Genomic DNA, 18,247 nt, shown 5'->3' with positions numbered 1-18,247 from the left:
ATGAGTGAAATCAGGTCCGTGCACCGGACTGGCGGTAGCGATCCAGCGCGACTGCGCCGATGATCACGATGCCCTTGATGATGTACTGCCAGATGTCCGACACCCCCAGCAGCACCAGGCCGTTGGTGAGTACCGCGATGATCAGCGCGCCGATCAGCGTGCCGCCGATGGTGCCGACGCCACCGGTAAAACTGGTACCGCCGAGGATCACGGCGGCAATCGCATCCAGCTCGTAGGATTGCCCCAGTTGCAGGCCATTGGCAGCGAACAGGCGCGAGGCGCTCATCACCGCACCCAGCCCGGCCAACGCGCCGGACATGGCGTAGACGAACAGCAGCACCTTCCACACCTTGATCCCGGAGAGTCGCGCCGCTTCGGGGTTGCCGCCTACCGAATAGATCTGCACGCCCATCACCGTGCGGCGCAGGATGAACCACGACAGCGCCACCACCGCCACGGCGATCACCACCAGCCACGGCACGCCAAGGATCGAGTCGTTGCCGATAAAGGCAAACGGCAGGTCGGGGTTGAACACGGTCTTGTCATCGGCCAGCAGACGCGCCAGGCCGCGCATGGCGGTGAGTGCGCCAAGGGTGACGATAAACGGCGGCAGGCGCATAAAGGCAATCAACCCGCCGTTGACCAGGCCCAGCAGCAGGCCGAAGCCGATACCGGCGGCAATCCCGAACATGCCGAACTGCGGCGACATCGACGCCTGCAACGCCACCACGGCCGACGCCGCCAGGATCGCCCCCACCGACAGGTCGATCCCCGCGGTTAGGATCACAAAGGTCATGCCCGCCGCCAGCACCACGTTGACCGAGGCCTGCTGGGTGATGATCGACAGGTTCTGCATGGTCAGGAAGTTCTCGCTGGCCAGGGCGAAGCCCACCAGCAGCAAAATCAACACCGGCAACATGCCGACGGTGCGCATCAGTTCGCGGGCACGTTCGGCCTTGCCTGTTGTTGCAATCATCGAATCAGCCATGGGCAACCACCTGATCGCCACCGGTGGCGAGGTCAATAATACGTTCCTGGGAGATGACGTGGCCGGAGGCCCCGCCGACTTCGGCCACCAACTGGCCTTCGCGCATGATCAGCACCCGGTCGCAGGTGCCGATGATTTCCGGCAGCTCGCTGGAGATCACCACGATGCCCACGCCGGCCTGCGCCAGTTGATTGATGATGCGGTAGATCTCGGACTTGGAGCCGATGTCCACGCCGCGTGTGGGTTCGTCGAGGATCAGCACGTGGGGCTTGACCTCCAGCAGCCGCGCCAGCAGGACCTTCTGCTGGTTGCCGCCGGACAGCGTGCCGACATTGACCTTGCCCGACGCCACGCGAATCGACAGTGACTTGATTGCATCATTGGCACGTTTCAAGCCATGGCCACGGTCGAGCACGCCACCGGCGCGGGCATCCGGCACACAGGCGCAGACGTTGATGTTGTCGGCCACGCTCATGTCTAGGAACAGGCCCTGGGCCTTGCGGTCTTCGGTGAGGTACACCACGCCGGCACGAATCGCATCCGCCGGGTTGCGCAGTTGGGTCACGGTCTTGCCCACCACTTCCAGGGTGCCGCTGGTGCGCGGATCGGCGGCGAAGATCAGCCGCGCCAACTCGGTGCGCCCTGCCCCCACCAGCCCGGCGATACCCAGCACTTCACCGGCATGCAGGTCGAAACTGCAATTACGCACGCGCTTGCCATCGGCCATATCACGCACACGCATCACCACCGCGCCGGGGTCGTAGGCGGCGTGTTCCTTCTTGTAGAAACCGGACAGATCGCGGCCCACCATCATCTTCACGAGGACTTCGGCCGACAGCGCGTCGCGGCTCAGTTCGCCGATGTATTGGCCGTCGCGCAGCACCGAGACACGGTCCGACAGTTCATAGATCTCGGCCATGCGATGACTGATGTAGATGATCGCCAGGCCCTGGCTGCGCAGTTGCTTGATCAGCGCAAACAGGCGGTCGGTCTCGCGGGACGACAGCGGCGTGGTCGGTTCGTCCATCACCAGGATCCTGGCGTGGGCGTGCAAGGCCCGGGCAATTTCCACCAGCTGACGCTCGGCAATCGACAGGCTGCTGACCTTAGTGGCCGGGGTGAATTCGGCGCCCAGGCGTTGCAGCACTTCGACGCAACCGGCTTGCATGCCCTGGCGGTCGATGGTCCAGCCACGGCGCAGTTCGCGGCCCAGGTAGATGTTCTCGGCCACGCTCAGGTTCGGGCACAGGCTCAATTCCTGGTAGATCACGGCGATGCCGAGGGCTTTGGCGGTGGCGGGGGTAAAGGTGGCGACGGCCTGGCCGGCCATGCGGATTTCACCGCCGGGATCGGCCTGGTAAGCGCCGGAGAGGATTTTCATCAGGGTCGATTTGCCGGCGCCGTTCTCCCCCATCAAGGCGTGGATTTCGCCGGGGTAGACCTTCAGGCCGACATTCTTGAGCACGCGCAAACCGTTGAAGGTTTTGCTGATGCCCTGCATCTCGAGCAAGGGTTCAAGGCTCATCAATGAGCTCCTGGTTTTATTATTTTTGTCGTTCAGCCCCCTTTGATCAGAGCCGATTGCCACCGACTCTAATCAGATACATTTACTTACGCAAGCGCTTGCGCAGGCCGTTTGTCGCCAGAAGAAACGTTTCATCAAGCGCATAAAGTGCAATTTCGGCATTTTTAACGTTTTGGCAGCATGCGCACCAGGGTGTTGTCACGCACCCAGTAATGGTGGAACAGCCCCGCGGCAGCATGCAGGCCGATCAACCAATAGCCGGCGCTGCCCGGCCACTCATGCCAGTGCTTGAGTTGCTTGGCCAGGTCGGGGTCCACCGCCACCAGTGCGTGAAACGCTTATTCAGCTGACACCCTGGCCGCTGAGCAAAGGCCTCGATCTGGTGTTCGATGTCGACGATGCCCAGTACCGCGTCACAACCGATGCCGGCGCAATCAACATCGCCCTGACCAACCTGGTGACCAACGCCGCGAACTTCTCCCCGGAGCATGGGATGATTACCGTGGGGTTGTGCAAAACAGCAAGGGGATGGGGTTCCGAGCGTCGACGATCAGGGGCCTGGCATCGACGAAAGCCAGAGTGAGCGGCTGTTCGAGCGTTTCTACAGCCGTGGCAATGCCTTCGACTCACCGCCAGCAGTCCACACCATGCTCAGCATCGCGGCATGCCCCATGTCGGCTCCATGGAGCGCGAGAATGGCACTCAACCCCTTCCACTTGGTTAAAGCTCGGGGTAATTCAGGTCGACGATTCTCTGCTTTGTACGATCTGACAGATCAAACCCCCAATACTCAAAGTGTCGAATCAGGTTTTTACCGGCGCACTTTGACGAAATGGACGCGAACATATCTCGCCGAAGGTCTGAGGTCGTCGTGTCTCTGATGAAGTCAGGATTCTTGAAAACCCTTCTGTATTCCCTATAGAGCATTGGATAAAATCCTGTGCCAAATAGTTCTGTGAGCCTATTAAACATGACAAAGTTAATCATATTGCCCGCCGTTTCTATTTTTTTATCATCTCGTTCCAGCCACCTCTCCGCCTGCTCTCTTCCACCGTACCTATCTATATAGGTCGGTTGTACTCCAAACAAAGACTCCATTGCCGCAGCTATCACATTATTTGTTGATTCCGTAGTGCCAATCCAGTTCCACAGAGGCATTTGGCACCAGTGCCCAATCTCATGCCAAGGCCCCCAACCGTTGTACCCTGTTAACCCCCCCACCGTGATGAAAGCATGTGCCGTTTCGCGATGAAATCCTATATGGTAGTAGCTGGCATACATATATACGTCATCGCTATCGCTCTCGTTAAGTTGGTAATAGGACTGGGTCGGCCAATGAAGGGTTGTGCTATCACTCTGATTAAGCCCGCACACCTCGTCGACCCTGGAAATAATCCGATTATAACTATTCAGGAGCTCATCAATATTTTCATCTTCATACTTTCTGGCATTAGCTACCGTTATGGCGATGATGGCTTTTCCACTTGAAAGCTGAGCGACCGGAATATGTGCCGACGTGGCGAGCGCGAGACGCCATTCGTCCCGAGTGGTTTTTCCGAGCACATAATAAGCTGAGCGACTGACGTTTCTGAAAGAGATAGGGACTAGAAATTTTCGATCTGGATGGATCGTTGAGACATACAGAAGTCCCTCTCGTCCCGGCGTTATGATATTTGCCCCTTTTGTTAACTTGTACCGGGACGGCGTCGGTTGACGGCCCATTGTTCCAATGAATAGCTCGATGTCGATATTGCCCGGCAGATCCCTCTCTATATATACATAGAAGGAGCCGGTTGCTGAACAGTAGAGACCTGTTGGTTCAAACTCGGCTCTGGGAGCAGAAAAACCTCTGTCTATCATGTCCTCGACATGAGAATGCTTTCTGGAAATGAAAAACAGGTCCTGCCTATCCGTATATTGAATTAAGACGATATCTTGAGGCGCGTTTCCGGGATTAAAACTTCCATGTTTAACGGTTCGCCAGCCTGTGTGATCATTATAAAAAGCCAATGCATAGGATTTTATTCGACCGTGAGTTGTTCGAATTGTATTTTGCACCGGAATATAACAAATAGAGCCGATAGTATGCTCGCGCCCCATATCGATAGTAATGTAGTGACCTCGCAACTCAGGTAAATTATCAGTGGACCAGAAAGTTTCTGGGTTTTCATCCAGGACATTTTCCGCCAAATTCGAAGCATTTTGATTGGTGACCTCATGTATGCACCATGTTGATTTGTCGATGATTGCGCCAGTTTCACTTCTGGCCTCGAAACCAGAGATAGCAATTACATTTGCCCCGTGAAAAAGTTCCAGAATAATCATCCGAAAGTATCGAGTACTGGAATAATTCGCGGATGATGACTCTGTATCCAAGTCCAGGCTTTCCAAAGGGAAAGTAAACATGTTATTTTCCATGATCACCTCTTTAGTAACGTAGTGCCAGCTTGAAAGCCAGCGCGTAAAAATCTCTACACAGACTAAGCTGGATAGGCTCGACACTACGCCCGGCAGATTAATTTTGACACTGTCATAAATAACAGTTGGCCATATCAATTCGCTCTATTACGGGAGCGCGCAAAAGTAACTGATTATTAGCGGTCATGCGCTCGCCAAAAAGGCGTCGAATTAAACCTGCGTATTGCAACACCCAACTAACTAATTGATAGATGTCGATAACCAAGTCATCAGCACCTGAGTGCTCTAAGCCGCGCCGCCCTGTGTCGGCGTACACCCGTTTGAGGGTATCCATACCGTAGTGCGGGCGGTATCTGCTATTGTCCGGGGATCTCATCTCCTCCTCATCGCGTCCACGCGATTTTCTGTGAGCATGCTCTGCGGCCCTGTCATCGACACGGCCGGGCCGATCTGCCTGGAAAACACCGCCATGGACAAACCCGTCACTGGACCACCGCTTGAAGCCCAATCGCGGGCCGAAAAAATCGTCGAATTCAAACGCCAGAAGACCCTGCTGAAAACCGGTGCCCTGCAAGACGCAATCTTCAACAGCGCCTACTTCTCCAGCATCGCCACCGATGAAAAGGGCGTGATCCAGATCTTCAATGTCGGCGCAGAACGCATGCTCGGCTATGCCGCCGAGGATGTCCTCAACCGCATCACCCCCGCCGATATCTCCGACCCCGCCGAACTGATCACCCGCGCCGCCGCCCTCAGCCTGGAGCTGGACACGCCGATCACGCCGGGTTTCGAAGCCCTGGTGTTCAAGGCCTCCCGTGGCATCGAGGATATTTACGAGCTGACCTATATCCGCAAGGACGGCAGCCGCCTGTCGGCCATGGTCTCGGTGACGGCGCTGCGCAACCGTCATGACACCATCATCGGTTACCTGTTGATCGGTACCGACAACACCGCACGCAAACAGGAAGAAGCCGAGCGCAAAGGCTTTGAGCGCGCGCTGGAGGAAAAGAACCTGGAGCTGGAACATGCCAGCCATATGAAATCCGAATTCCTCGCCACCATGTCCCACGAATTGCGCACACCGCTGAATGCGGTGATCGGTTTTTCCGAGGCGTTGAAGGACGGGCTGGTGGGCGACATGAGTGAGACCCAGCGCGAATACATCGGCGACATCTTTACCAGCGGCCAGCACTTGTTGTCGCTGATCAACGACATTCTCGACCTGTCCAAGGTCGAAGCCGGGATGATGGACCTGGAGCTGGAGTCCGTGGAACTGGCGGGGTTGCTCGCCAACAGCCTGTTGATCGTGCGCGAAAAAGCCGCCCTGCAACGCATCCAGTTGAAGCTCGAAAGCCAGGGCGACTTCGGCACACTGGCCCTGGACCTGCGCAAGACCAAGCAGATCATCTACAACCTGCTGGCCAATGCGGTGAAGTTCAGCGAGCACGGCAGTTCCGTGACCCTGGCGGTGCGCCAGGTGGCCCGCGAACAGGTCGGGCGAGTGCCCGGCGATTGGCCGATGCACGGGTTTGTCCTGCAACCCAGCGCCCACCAGCAGTTCCTCGAATTGAGCGTCAGCGACACCGGCATCGGTATTGCCGAGGACGACATGGGCAAGCTGTTCAAGGCCTTCAGCCAGATCGACAGCAGCCTGGCGCGCAAATTCGAAGGCACCGGCCTGGGCTTGGCGATGGTCAAGCAACTCACCGACCTGCATGGCGGCAGCGTTGCGGTGGCCAGCCGTGAAGGCCTGGGCGCTCGTTTTGTGGTGTGGCTGCCACTCCACCGGGGCACGGAGGCTGAATGGCCCATATCCTGATCGTCGAAGACAACGAGGCCAATATGCGCCTGGCCCGGCTGCTGCTGGTCAACGCCGGCCACACGGTGGTGTGGGCCGCCGACGCCGAGAGCGGCCTGACCCTGGCCCGCGAAGCCCAACCGGCGTTGATCCTGATGGACATCCAGCTGCCTGGCATGGATGGCCTGGCCGCTACCGCACTGCTCAAGCAGGACCCGCACACCGCCCATATCCCGGTGATTGCCCTCACCGCCATGGCCATGAAGGAAGACCGTGAAAAGACCCGGCTGGCCGGTTGCGATGCCTACATCAGCAAGCCGCTGCGCTACAAAGAGCTGTACCAGGTGATCGACACGCTGTTGCAACACACAACCCTCGCCCCCCTCAGATGAGTCCTCTCCATGGCCAGCCAACCCGCAACGCTGTTGATCGTTGATGACGAACCCCAGGTTCGCAAGCTGCTGGAAACCCTGTTGCAACACGAGGGCTACCGGACCCTGAGTGCAGGCAGCGGCGAGGAAGCCTTGCAACTGGTGGCCAAGCAACCACCAGACCTGATCCTGCTGGACATCATGATGCCAGGCATGGACGGCTACGAAGTGGCCAGCCAGCTCAAGGGCGACGCAGCCACGGCGAGCATTCCGATCATCATGCTGTCGGCCCTCAGCGAGTCGAGTGCGCGGGTCAGTGGCCTGGAAACCGGTGCTGAAGAGTTCATCAGCAAGCCGGTGGAACGGGTCGAGCTGTGGCTGCGGGTGCGCAACCTGCTGCGGCTCAAGAGCCACGGCGATCAACTCAAGCGCCATAGCCAGTTGCTTGAACAGCAACTGCGCCAACATGCCGGTGACAGCACGCGCATGAACGTGCACGACCTGGCCCGCCAGGACCTGGAAAACGCCCTGCGCCAGGCCGTGAAGCACGATGAGTTCACCCTGCACTACCAGCCAAAAGTCGCGTTGGCCGACGGGCAGATCTGCGCCCTGGAGGCACTGCTGCGTTGGGAGCGCCCAGGCTACGGCGCGGTATCGCCGGCGGTGTTCGTGCCCGTCCTGGAAAGCCTGGGTTTGATCGTGGAGGTGGGAAGCTGGGTGATCCGCAGCGTATGCCAGCAGATTGCGATGTGGCAGCGCAGCGCGATTGGCGCCGTCGAGGTGTCGGTGAACGTCTCCGGCCATCAGTTGATCGAGGGCGACCTGATTGCCGATATCGCGCGCATTCTCACTGAGACCGGCGTCGAACCCCATTGGCTGGAAGTGGAACTGACCGAAGGCTCGCTGATGGAGAATACCCAGCACACCATCGCCAGCCTGCAACGCCTGCGCGCCATGGGCGTGAAGATCTCCATCGACGACTTCGGCACCGGTTATTCCAGCCTGGCCTACCTGCGACGCTTTCCCATCGACACGCTGAAGATCGATATTGCGTTTATCCGCGAGGTCACCAGTAACCCCCAGGACGCCGCGATCACCCGCACCATTATCGAGCTGGCCCACAGCCTGAGCCTGCGGGTGGTGGCCGAGGGCGTGGAAACCCAGGCGCAACTGGCGTTTTTGAAAGAGGCCGGTTGTGATCAGATCCAGGGCTATCTGTTCAGTCGGCCATTACCCGCGACAGCACTGGAGCGCTTGTTATTGGAGCGGTGAGATCCAGCGGGGGGCAGATTAATGGGCGTTCATTTGCACCGGCATGGCGACGGAGGGCTTGCCAGGCGTCTGCGCTGCAGGCAGGTTCTTTAATGCCGGGCTGTCGGGTTTCAACGCCAGGTTATCAGCAAGGTCCCGTGTCTCCTGAACACTGAGAGGCTCATTCCTGATCGCTTTGGCAAGTAACGATCCCAAGCTCCTCGCCTGTCCATAAACAGGAACGAACCGTTGCGCCAAATCGCCGACCCCTTTCAATGCCGAGTCCATGGTTTGCTTGTCAACGCCGAATACCTTGCCGATCTGGTTGCGGGTATTCAAATCAACCAGCAGCGCGCTGAAGGGATTGTCCAGGTACCGCTCTGTGGCATCGGCGGCGTTCTTATTCACCCCGAACGCCTGCAGGGCATCGGCGATGCCGGCGGAGGGATGTTCAAGGTGCCTCAACAGTTCTTCGTAGAGCCCCCGCGTATCGTTTGCACCGATATTGTCGAGCGCTTCGTTCCGAACCGTTTGCTTGAATGCACTTTCCGTCATCGGCACCAGCGGCCTGGGGCTGTTCAAGCCGTTTTTAACAAAATAGAAATTGCCCTTTTTATCTCCACCTTGAAGGTTTCCGTAGGCGTCATATTCAAAGAGTACTTTTGTACCATCCGGTCGCAGTCCTGAATAAAGCACCCGCCCTTCGGGGGATATCTGTTCTTCCTCAAGCCTTGTCAAACCGTTGACCGCAGCGGGCGGTGCGGACGGCCCCTTGTCCAGTCGGACAAATATATCGTCACCTTCGTTGGCATAAGGCCCGACGACGGCATTGATGTCATGGTTTCTGAATCGAATCAGTGTATCGGCGACATGGGCTTGTTTTTCGGGAGCGCTGTCCCGCGCAAAGTGCCGGGTAAATGCCTTGAGTAGCCTGGGGTCGTCAGCGCGTGTTTGCAACCAGGCGTTCATGTCTTCGACAGTATTGAAAGACTGGTATGAACTGCCGTCTTTCTCCGGAACATAAAGCACGATGTCAGGCCCATCAGGTACAAGCGGTACCCGTTGAATGAATATGATGTCCTTGGCTTGAACACCATCCACGGCGAAGGTCCTGACTTGCACGTTGGGCAGGCCTGCCTGGCCTGGCGACAGCACGGCCTCGAGGAGGTTGTTGACGTCAGGCGGCATTTTGCCGCTGTTCAAGTCCTTCACCAGGCTCTCGTTGAATTTTTCCCTGGCATTTTTAATGACAAAGGTGTCCTCGGAATCCTCCCAAGAATTGGCACTTATCGGCGCAGTGTTTATGGGGCGGGCGGCGGCGGTAGTGGTGGAAAAAGTCATAATCGGCCAAGATCGGTAGGGAGTGAGGGAAATGTTCCCCAGCCGCGCAGCTGTCTTCCTGCGATGCTGTCTGAGGTGTGTGTGCTTGGCTGACGAGAGTGTTCCAGCTTCAGTCGTTACCGTTTGCTTCAACGGCCGAGACATTGTTCATACCCGCAGCTGCCTTGCCAGGGCTCGACAGCTACAGGGCCGGGATTAATCGGGCTTTTCGGTATTGCCCACATCCGCCGCGTCATCCAGATCATTGAGCGGTACTTCTGCATCATCCATCAGGGAACCCGGGTCTTCATTGCCCGGATCGTTGAGTTCTTCTTCCAGTTCTTTGGACATGATCGTCTCCTCTAACCGCCCTGGGTGTCGATATCGGCATCGGTTTCAGGCTTGGGCTCGCGCTCAGGCTTGAAGTCTGGACTGTAGTCGTTTTCCTTGGCCTTGGGGTCGGCGGCGGGTTTCGGGTCTTTCGGTGCATCGGCCGCCGTGCCTGGGGCCGGTTCGCCGCCGTCGATTGCCGGGTCGTTACGGTTGCTGGTCTGGGGGTCTTTGTCTGTGCTCATGGCTCACCTCGTTTGAAAAACGCAGACTGCGTAAAGGTAAGGTCCCGTGCCGGCCGCTGAAGTTCCAACTGCTTAAGAGCCCGGGTTATCCACCTGGATATAAAACGCGTACGCCCCCAGCAACACCCAGAACACCATGAACAGCCACGGCGCACGCATGGAGAACAGCAGCGACTTGCGATAGCCCTTATGGGAGGACTCCATTTCGGAAAACAGCGGCGACTCATCGTAGGCCATGCCCATCACCGGCTCGCTGCGCAGCAGTTCGCTCTGCTTGTAGTGCCAGTGATCGATGATTTCGTACGCGGCGCGGATCCCCGGCCAGGCATTCAGGGAACTGAGTATGCCGAGCAGCGTCAGGAACACCGGCACCACCAGGGTGAACAACTTGCCCCACTCGGGGTTGAGGTTGCCCATGCCGGAGACAAAGGCAATCACCAGGAACGACTGCGCCGTCAGGTAGGCATCGGTGCGGTTGGCGAGGATGGTGGTTTCGTATTGGATTTCGCGACGGTAGAAGTCCAGGCGGTCCTTGGGCGAGCCGAAGATCTTGGCGTTGTGCTCGCTGTGGTCGGCCAGGTTCGCTTCCGGGGTGTCGGGTGAAATGATTCTGGGCACATCCGTGCTCCCTGCTGGGCTCAAACCCCTTAGAAGAATCGGGCCGTGGCGAAGTTCAAGTTTGTTGTTGCACCATCACGGTGCGAAAGCCGCTCCCTTATGGTGAGCAGCCTTGTCATGGCCGGCCTTTTTTCTGTGGCGAGCGAGCTTGTTGTGGTGAGCGGGCTCACCACAAAGGGAAATCAGCGCGGGATGCCCATTCCGGCACACGCATTGCTTTATCCATTCATCTGCCCGAATACAGGAACATTCGTTACCCCCCGACCCAGAGCCGACCCCATAAGAAAGTAAGGACCAGGCCCGGTGGCACCATCAGCCACGGGCTCATAAAAAATGCGTTTTTTAAAGCGGCAGTGCCACCCCATGCGTCCCTCGGCACTGACAAGGTACTGGAATGGCTCGATCTTTCTTCGATGAAATGAATGACGCAAACGGCGTGTGCCGTGCGCACTATCAGGACTTCTCCCGCTGGCTGGCCAACACGCCGCCGGAATTGCTGGCCCAGCGTCGCCGCGAAGCCGATTTGCTGTTCCATCGCGCGGGAATCACCTTCACCCTCTATGGCGACGAGCAGGACACCGAGCGCCTGATCCCCTTCGACATCATCCCCCGCAGCATCCCCGCCAGTGAGTGGAGCGTGATCGAGCGCGGCTGTATCCAGCGGGTCAATGCGCTGAACATGTTCCTCGCCGACATCTACCACGACCAGCGCATCATCAAGGCCGGGATCATTCCGGCCGACCAGGTGCTGGGCAACGAGGGTTACCAGAAGGCCATGGTCGGCCTGGACCTGCACCGCGATATTTATTCCCACATCTCGGGGGTGGACCTGGTACGCGACGGCGACGGTACCTACTATGTGCTCGAAGACAACCTGCGCACCCCCAGCGGCGTGAGCTATATGCTCGAAGACCGCAAGATGATGATGCGCCTGTTCCCCGAAGTGTTCGCCAAGCAGCGCATCGCGCCGGTGGACCACTACCCCAACCTGCTGCTCAAGACCCTGAAAAGCGCCAGCCGCCTGGACAACCCCAACGTGGTGGTGCTGACGCCCGGGCGCTTCAACAGCGCGTTCTTCGAACATGCGTTCCTGGCCCGGGAAATGGGCGTGGAACTGGTGGAAGGCGCCGACCTGTTCGTGCACGACCTCAAGGTGTTCATGCGCACCACCGACGGGCCCAAGGCGGTGGACGTGATCTACCGGCGTATCGACGACGCGTTCCTCGACCCGCAGGCGTTCAATCCCGAATCGATGCTCGGCGTGCCAGGGCTGGTCGCGGCCTACTGCGCCGGCAATGTGGTGCTGGCCAATGCCATCGGCACCGGCGTGGCGGACGACAAATCGATCTATCCCTATGTGCCGGCGATGATCAAGTTTTACCTGGATGAAGAGCCGATCCTGCAAAACGTGCCGACCTTCCAGTGCCGCAAGCCCGATGAACTGTCCCACGTGCTGGCCAACCTGGCCGAACTGGTGGTCAAGGAAACCCAGGGCTCCGGCGGCTACGGCATGCTGGTCGGCCCAGCGGCCACGGCGGCCGAGATCGAAGATTTCCGCCAACGCATCAAGGCCCGCCCCCATGCGTATATCGCCCAACCGACCCTGAGCCTGTCCACCTGCCCGACCTTTGTCGAAAACGGCATCGCGCCCCGGCATATCGACCTGCGGCCCTTTGTGCTCTCGGGCAAGGAAACCCGCCTGGTGCCGGGAGGCCTGACGCGGGTGGCATTGCGTGAGGGCTCGTTGATCGTCAACTCGTCGCAAGGCGGTGGAACCAAGGACACCTGGGTGGTGGAGGGCTGAGTATGTTGAGTAGAACCGCCGCAGATCTGTATTGGATGTCCCGTTACCTGGAACGCGCCGAGAACCTGGCGCGCATGCTCGAAGTCAGTTATTCGCTGTCGCTGATGCCCCAGGCCGGGCGTAGCGATGGCCTGGACGAACTGGCGATGTCGTTGCTCAGCAGCGGCACCCTGGACAGTTACCTGGAGCGCCATCAAACCCTGGATGCCGAGCGCATGCTGCACTTCTTCGCCCTCGACGAAGAAAACCCCGCCAGCATCTACAATTGCCTGCGCGCCGCGCGGGGCAATGCCCATGCTGTACGCGGGCGCATCACCGCCGACATGTGGGAAAACCTCAACGCCACCTGGCTGGAAATGCGCAGCATCGCCGCCGGCGGCCTGGCACGCCATGGCATCAGCCACTTCTGTGACTGGGTCAAGCAGCGTTCGCACCTGTTCCGCGGCGCCACCTCGGGCACCATCATGCGCAACGACGCCTATCGGTTCATTCGCCTGGGCACTTTTGTCGAACGCGCGGACAACACCTTGCGCCTGCTGGATGCACGCTATGAGATGTTCGGCGAAGAGTCGGAAGAAGTCAGCGACCTGTCGGCACGCGGCTATTACCAGTGGAGCGCCCTGCTCCGCGCGTTATCGTCGTTCGAGGCGTATACGGAGCTGTATCCGAATGCGCTGAATGCGCGGTCGGTGTCCGAGTTGCTGTTGCTACGCAGCGATGTGCCGCGTTCGTTGCATGCCTGTATCGAAGAGTTGAGTCATATCCTCGCCGACCTGCCTGGCAGTTACGGGCGCACGGCGCAGCGGTTGGCGGCGGAGTTCGAGGCGCGGCTGCGGTATACGGGGATTGATGAAATTCTGGAGGATGGGTTGCATAGCCGTCTCACGGAATTCATCGAAACGGTGCGGGGGGTGGCGCGGGCGATCCACAGTTCTTACCTGGAGGTTGTTTGAGTGCGCTTGCTGACTGTATGTCGTGCTTAGGATTCAGATAAGGTGAAGCAGATTGATTCAACGTAACCTGCTTCGCCTTTCAACTGTATTACCTCGTAGACGTTATACCTTTATTCCAACGGCAGACCCTCTGAAGCGACCGTCTACAGCGCTTTGGCTGCCATCGGAAAATTTCAAACAATAATAGCTGTTATCGCCAGGCGCTCTATCACTAGACCAGTGAGCATCACTGTCCAATGGCCATCTTGCCCCATAAGTATTATAAATTTCGCGTAACTGAGCCATGCTCGGCATACTTGCGCCTTCCCTTGCAAGCGCATTACGAACATCCTCAAGAAAATCTCGAGCAAGTGGAATAACCGCAATAGCGTTGGTCACGGTCAATGTATAGCTTGCAGTTTGTTGCTTTTGATCTCGGACCGTTATCGTCGTAACACCTCTTCCGCTCACCTGGACAACACCTGTGGTGGGATTCACAAACGCGGCGGCTGGATTGGAAGATGAATAGTAGTAACCCGGCTGTCCTCCTGTTGCCTGCCGTTGCATGGTCGTTCCGGCAGGCCAGGATGGAAGCGCATGTGAGTACCCTCGAATCACATACACCTTACCTGCCAGCGTTGCTGGAGAAGTATCAAATACCAACGGGGGCGGAGCACTTTTGACGGTGTAGGTCACCTGCGGGAAGACAATGGCATTGGCCTCCGTCACGCCAGGAACTAAAGCTGCCTTGAAATGCAGTGTCAGTTGCGTGTTGTCCCCTAACTCTTTCAAGTAGGCCGCATAACTGATTGGACTCTCCCACCACCCTTGGTTGAACCAGGTCGTATTCACATAGGCCCCCCCACCGTTCCAATGTTTGAGGTTGTGCACCACCCCTCCGCTTTTGAAACCCTTGAACTCAATCCAGACCGGGCAATTGGTCGCAATGAACGGCCAGGTGCCGACCCGCAGTCTCCTGTTCCCCGTTCCGGTCGATAGATCCAGCACCTTCGTCGCTGGGTTGGCCTCATTGATTTGGACTACGGTTCCCGCCAGTTCGCTCGCAGGTATCGGGGTCACTGTTACCGTCAACACCGACGACGGCCGAACGACATTTCCACGGGTGAGCTCGTACTTGAGGGTAAACATCGTGTGGGTATTGCCGATATTCGCCGCAATCGCCGTCTTGGGAATATCAAACGTCACCACACCACTGGTCAAACCGTTCTTCGCCGCAATAACCGGTGACCCCGCACCGGCAGTCCCTTCCATCGTGACCTTGATGCTGTCAGTGGTGTACATCGGCAAAAAACTGACTTTCAGCGTTGCACCATTTTGCGCATTCATCGGCGCAAGGGTCACCGAAACACCTGAGCCTGTGGCTTGGATCAATTCGGGAACAGGCATCTCATTCGGCAGGTGCACCTGATATAGCTGGCGCAGGGATTCCTGAGGCAGTTCATTGCCCCGTGTCACGCTGTAGAACACGTCGATAAAACGCCCGTCAAAACGCTTGAGCTCAGTGCCCGGCACATCGAACGTCATATCATCGCCGGGGGTAACCTGGCCCACGAGCCGTCCTGCCGTGTAATCGACGGTGCCGCCGGCGTCGCTGGCCAGGATGGTCACTTGTACCCTGTCTGTGCTAACCCAACTCGCCTGCACAGGGAAGCGGATCGTAATCAACGGCAAGCCTGGGTCCAGATCCTCTCCCAGGGCTTGGTCTACGGTCGGTGCCGGCCATCTGACAATCTCGCCGATCACCGTGAGATAACGGTTATGCGAGCGTTTGTCAGGCAAGCCAGCGCCTTTCAACTCGTAGTACACCACCGCACTGCCTTGGGCGATCGCACTGACCAAGGCGTTGCCGATATTGAAAAAGTAACCCTTGGCGCCTGACAGTGGCCGATCCTCAAAGTAATGAACCGAACTGCCCTGGGCACTTACCCCGTTCCAGTACAGAAAAACATGACTGTAGACACGAGCATCGGCCCCGCCGACGGTCAGGCCGATTTGTGCGTCCCGAGTGCCGAGTATTTCCAGATCGATTTCTCGGTCGGTCTCGGGTACTTGCACCCAGGGTGCGTCCAGGCGGTCAGTTGCCAGGTACACCGAAACCAATACCGTGGTCGACCAGGGCGCCCAGGGATCGGGGTAGTTGCCGGTCGGTCCGCGAACCTGGAAGGCCACTGGCAGCAAGTCGCTGTCCCCGGCTTCCTTGATTGCATCCTCGTCGAGCATGCAGGTGATATCCCGCCCGACTTCGGCGGGCAGGATCAACCGCTCGATTCGCACCGAGCCCCAGACGAGGATAAGCAGGTCATAGGCGGCCATGTTCAGCCAATGCCGGACGACCACCTCAACGCCCTGCCTGGCCCGATCGGCACTGACCCCGCCCAGCCTCACATCGTCTGGAAGTTCAAAGACCAAGCCCTGATTTCCGGGGGCGGGATTGGGGTCTTGTCCACCCGGATGTTGCAGGTTGACCCTCAAACGCAAAGGCTGGGTTCGGGATTCGTTTCCGCTGCTGCGAATAACCCGGACGTACACCGGATCTGCCCACGGCTCGCGAATACTGTCATAGGGCACGGTGAAGGGAATGCGCGTCAGGTTCTGGTCGCCCTCGCGGATCAGGTTGTACGCGACCGGATCACCGCCGCCCCAGAACAATTCGAAGAACGTTCCTTCAGGCGTACTGCTTGGTCTGTCGATATGCACGACCAGGGGTCTCAGGGTATGCGACACACCAATCCCCCCGTCGGCCTCCTCCAAATCTCCTGCAATCGGCGGTTGCATCAGCGGAATATCCACCGGGGGCAGCTCGGAGATCAGACTGGGAGGTTGAGCGCGATACTTGGCCATGCTGGTTTCCTCGGCATTCCCCTGCGCACTGGGCATGGGTTTGAGAGAAATCAGACATCCAGTAGCAGGGTGTTGGCAACTGTCAGAATTAACAGGTGGCGACCGATGGCGTGGCACCTTAGATACCCACGACCGTCTGTCAGCACCTGTGAATTCTGACAGTTGTCAGCGCGAAAACGTGGGTATTTGATATCGCCAGAGGCAGGTAAATCGTTAACAGCGTCAGCCCCCCCATTCAGGGACTTGTTCAGGAGAATAAAGAGCATGAGCACTGAAAGCGCCAAGACCTCCCCTGGGCAGCCCAAGCAGCTTCCTCGCCTGTCGATCCCGGGCATGACTCCCAATGTGGACGGTTACGACGGAGGGATTCCCGACTGGCTGATGGTCTCCGGGCTGACGGTCCGAGTGGATAACAGTTGGGTTGCCAGTCCTGGCGACATCATCAATATCGTCATGATGCCAAGTATGACGTCCTTGGCGATGAAGCCGGTCCGGGCGGGAGAGGAACAACACCACAGTTACTTTTTTTCCATTCCACGGGAAAAGCTGCCCGACGGAGAACTACGCCTGGGTTACGTGGTGAATTACAGAGGCAGCGACGACTACGAGGCATCCTATCCCCTGAGTATCTTGGTAAAAACCGAACTGCCGGCGGGCGAAGACCTGGATCAGCTTGAGCCGGGTCACTCGCAACTCAAATACACACTCTCGGCCCTGGAAGTCTATCCGCCCGAGGCAGCCAAAGGCGTCAGCGTAATCGTTCAGCCTTACCCGAATATGCATCCAAGCGATCGCATCCACTTCCAATGGGGCAGCCTGAACGTCGTGCAGAAAGTTGCAGGCGTCGGCCAGGCGACCCTTATTGTGATTAATCACGCCCAGATGATTAAAGCCGGTGACAGTGATGGCCTGCTGGTGGGGTTTTACATCGTCGACCTCGTCGGCAACGCCTCAACACCACGATCCAAGTACACCCGCGTAGTGGTGGCGCTCGACAATGCGCAACGGGAAGGCCCATTCATCCAGTCCGACGATCAGCCGGGCTATATCGATATCGAAAGACTCAATGGCGCCAACTTGAAGGTTGGCATGTACACCCCTGGGCACATCGGCAGGACGGGAGACTGGTATGTGATCACCTTCAAGGCCTACCCTCCGCTTGGAGGTGAGGTGGTGCACCGACGCATCGAAGTGATCACCAGGGCTGGCACCGCGACCTATCATGAAGTGCCCTACAGCAAAGTCCGTGCTGCGGCCGGAGGATGGGTGGCGATCAGTTATGAACTGATCCGGGCAGACGACTTGACCCCTTACGTTTCCAAGCAGACCTGCGCTGAAGTCGTGGGGTCGGTCATTCGATTGGAGGCGCCCTATTTCGAAAAATACCCTGAAGATACGGTGTTCATAGAAAACTCCCTCGTTGTGAATATCCCCTGGTACGCCTGGCGCAAACCGACAGATACCCTCACGTTGATCCTGCGTTACGTGAAATCACTCAACGAAATCATCCTCTTCAGCGTGACGAAGCCGGTGGGATCGTTCTGGTCGGATGGGCAGCCGGTTCAGTGGGCGCTCACCGGTACGGATCTTCAACCGTTCGTGGGCTACGCCCCTGATCTGTATTTCGTGTACGAATCCGAGTCCGCCTCTGTTGTCAGGGCCCGCTCCGTGGATTTGAACGAATCGCTGCGCCGTCAAGTGCAAATCCTGCAAGGTTCCTGACCGGGCGTGCTGCGCGCCGTCCGCCCGTCGCCACCTGTTAATTATGACAGTAGCCAAATCCTT

At 58.1% G+C, this 18,247-nt stretch carries 15 protein-coding genes and 2 pseudogenes; 7 read left to right on the top strand and 10 right to left on the bottom strand.

The genetic code is table 11. The features are described from left to right. Positions 1 to 10: 10 nt before the first annotated feature. From FX984_RS01685 to FX984_RS01675, 3 genes and pseudogenes are all read right to left on the bottom strand, one after another. On the bottom strand, positions 11 to 988 hold the full coding sequence (locus FX984_RS01685; RefSeq protein ID WP_027605811.1) for an ABC transporter permease subunit: 978 nt from the start codon (positions 986 to 988) through the stop codon (positions 11 to 13). After that, positions 981 to 2,513: a sugar ABC transporter ATP-binding protein gene (locus tag FX984_RS01680; protein WP_108573149.1), complete on the bottom strand. Its 1,533-nt coding sequence runs from the start codon at positions 2,511 to 2,513 to the stop codon at positions 981 to 983. Before FX984_RS01680 ends, FX984_RS01685 begins: the two co-directional genes overlap by 8 nt. 164 nt (positions 2,514 to 2,677) lie before the next feature. Continuing rightward, a pseudogene (locus tag FX984_RS01675) lies at positions 2,678 to 2,842 on the bottom strand (cytochrome b/b6 domain-containing protein); the annotation flags it as partial. Between FX984_RS01675 and FX984_RS01670 the strand changes: the two are divergent. After that, a pseudogene (locus FX984_RS01670) lies at positions 2,839 to 3,133 on the top strand (sensor histidine kinase); the annotation flags it as partial. The pseudogenes FX984_RS01675 and FX984_RS01670 overlap by 4 nt on opposite strands. A gap of 100 nt (positions 3,134 to 3,233) precedes the next feature. Here the strand turns inward: FX984_RS01670 and FX984_RS01665 are convergent. Continuing rightward, on the bottom strand, positions 3,234 to 4,931 hold the full coding sequence (locus FX984_RS01665; protein WP_146476401.1) for a M60 family metallopeptidase: 1,698 nt from the start codon (positions 4,929 to 4,931) through the stop codon (positions 3,234 to 3,236). A gap of 112 nt (positions 4,932 to 5,043) precedes the next feature. After that, the gene (locus tag FX984_RS01660; RefSeq protein ID WP_146476402.1) at positions 5,044 to 5,265 is read right to left on the bottom strand and encodes a hypothetical protein; all 222 of its coding nucleotides are present in this window, start codon (positions 5,263 to 5,265) and stop codon (positions 5,044 to 5,046) included. Between the two features lie 135 nt (positions 5,266 to 5,400). Here FX984_RS01660 and FX984_RS01655 point away from each other — a divergent pair, with 135 nt between their 5' ends. From FX984_RS01655 to FX984_RS01645, 3 genes are read left to right on the top strand one after another with little or no spacing between them, the layout of a single operon-like run. Further along, entirely contained in the window at positions 5,401 to 6,750 is a 1,350-nt protein-coding gene (locus FX984_RS01655; protein ID WP_146476498.1) for a sensor histidine kinase, read from the top strand. Further along, entirely contained in the window at positions 6,735 to 7,121 is a 387-nt protein-coding gene (locus FX984_RS01650; RefSeq protein ID WP_092358061.1) for a response regulator, read from the top strand. The genes FX984_RS01655 and FX984_RS01650 overlap by 16 nt, the downstream gene beginning before the upstream one ends. 9 nt (positions 7,122 to 7,130) lie before the next feature. Continuing rightward, positions 7,131 to 8,372 carry an EAL domain-containing response regulator gene (locus FX984_RS01645; protein ID WP_146476403.1) on the top strand — a complete coding sequence of 414 codons (1,242 nt, stop codon included), beginning with the start codon at positions 7,131 to 7,133 and terminating at the stop codon, positions 8,370 to 8,372. A gap of 18 nt (positions 8,373 to 8,390) precedes the next feature. Here the strand turns inward: FX984_RS01645 and FX984_RS01640 are convergent, their stop codons facing one another. From FX984_RS01640 to FX984_RS01630, 4 genes are all read right to left on the bottom strand, one after another. Further along, the gene (locus FX984_RS01640) at positions 8,391 to 9,692 is read right to left on the bottom strand and encodes a dermonecrotic toxin domain-containing protein (RefSeq protein WP_146476404.1); all 1,302 of its coding nucleotides are present in this window, start codon (positions 9,690 to 9,692) and stop codon (positions 8,391 to 8,393) included. Between the two features lie 195 nt (positions 9,693 to 9,887). Further along, entirely contained in the window at positions 9,888 to 10,022 is a 135-nt protein-coding gene (locus FX984_RS32910) for a hypothetical protein (protein WP_256221203.1), read from the bottom strand. An 11-nt stretch (positions 10,023 to 10,033) separates the two neighbouring features. Beyond that, positions 10,034 to 10,246, bottom strand: a complete 213-nt coding sequence (locus FX984_RS01635; protein ID WP_092358066.1) for a hypothetical protein — start codon at positions 10,244 to 10,246, stop codon at positions 10,034 to 10,036. A gap of 72 nt (positions 10,247 to 10,318) precedes the next feature. Next, the gene (locus tag FX984_RS01630) at positions 10,319 to 10,864 is read right to left on the bottom strand and encodes a hypothetical protein (protein WP_027605795.1); all 546 of its coding nucleotides are present in this window, start codon (positions 10,862 to 10,864) and stop codon (positions 10,319 to 10,321) included. A gap of 394 nt (positions 10,865 to 11,258) precedes the next feature. Here FX984_RS01630 and FX984_RS01625 point away from each other — a divergent pair, with 394 nt between their 5' ends. Together FX984_RS01625 and FX984_RS01620 are read left to right on the top strand one after the other, a co-directional pair. Beyond that, complete coding sequence (locus tag FX984_RS01625) at positions 11,259 to 12,668, top strand: circularly permuted type 2 ATP-grasp protein (RefSeq protein WP_027605794.1); 1,410 nt, start codon at positions 11,259 to 11,261, stop codon at positions 12,666 to 12,668. 2 nt (positions 12,669 to 12,670) lie between these two features. After that, positions 12,671 to 13,621, top strand: coding sequence for an alpha-E domain-containing protein (locus tag FX984_RS01620; protein WP_027605793.1), 951 nt, complete (start codon positions 12,671 to 12,673; stop codon positions 13,619 to 13,621). A 102-nt stretch (positions 13,622 to 13,723) separates the two neighbouring features. Here FX984_RS01620 and FX984_RS01615 read toward each other — a convergent pair whose 3' ends face one another. Further along, positions 13,724 to 16,462, bottom strand: coding sequence for an immunoglobulin-like domain-containing protein (locus tag FX984_RS01615; RefSeq protein ID WP_146476405.1), 2,739 nt, complete (start codon positions 16,460 to 16,462; stop codon positions 13,724 to 13,726). 264 nt (positions 16,463 to 16,726) lie between these two features. On the opposite strand from FX984_RS01615, the gene FX984_RS01610 reads away from it, so the two are divergent. Further along, positions 16,727 to 18,184, top strand: coding sequence for a hypothetical protein (locus FX984_RS01610; protein ID WP_027605791.1), 1,458 nt, complete (start codon positions 16,727 to 16,729; stop codon positions 18,182 to 18,184). The last annotated feature ends 63 nt before the right edge of the window (positions 18,185 to 18,247 follow it).

The organism is Pseudomonas marginalis (assembly GCF_008692035.1).
Classification (GTDB): domain Bacteria; phylum Pseudomonadota; class Gammaproteobacteria; order Pseudomonadales; family Pseudomonadaceae; genus Aquipseudomonas; species Aquipseudomonas marginalis.
Note: the sequence above shows the minus strand (reverse complement) of the source record. Positions and strands in the feature narration are given on the sequence as shown.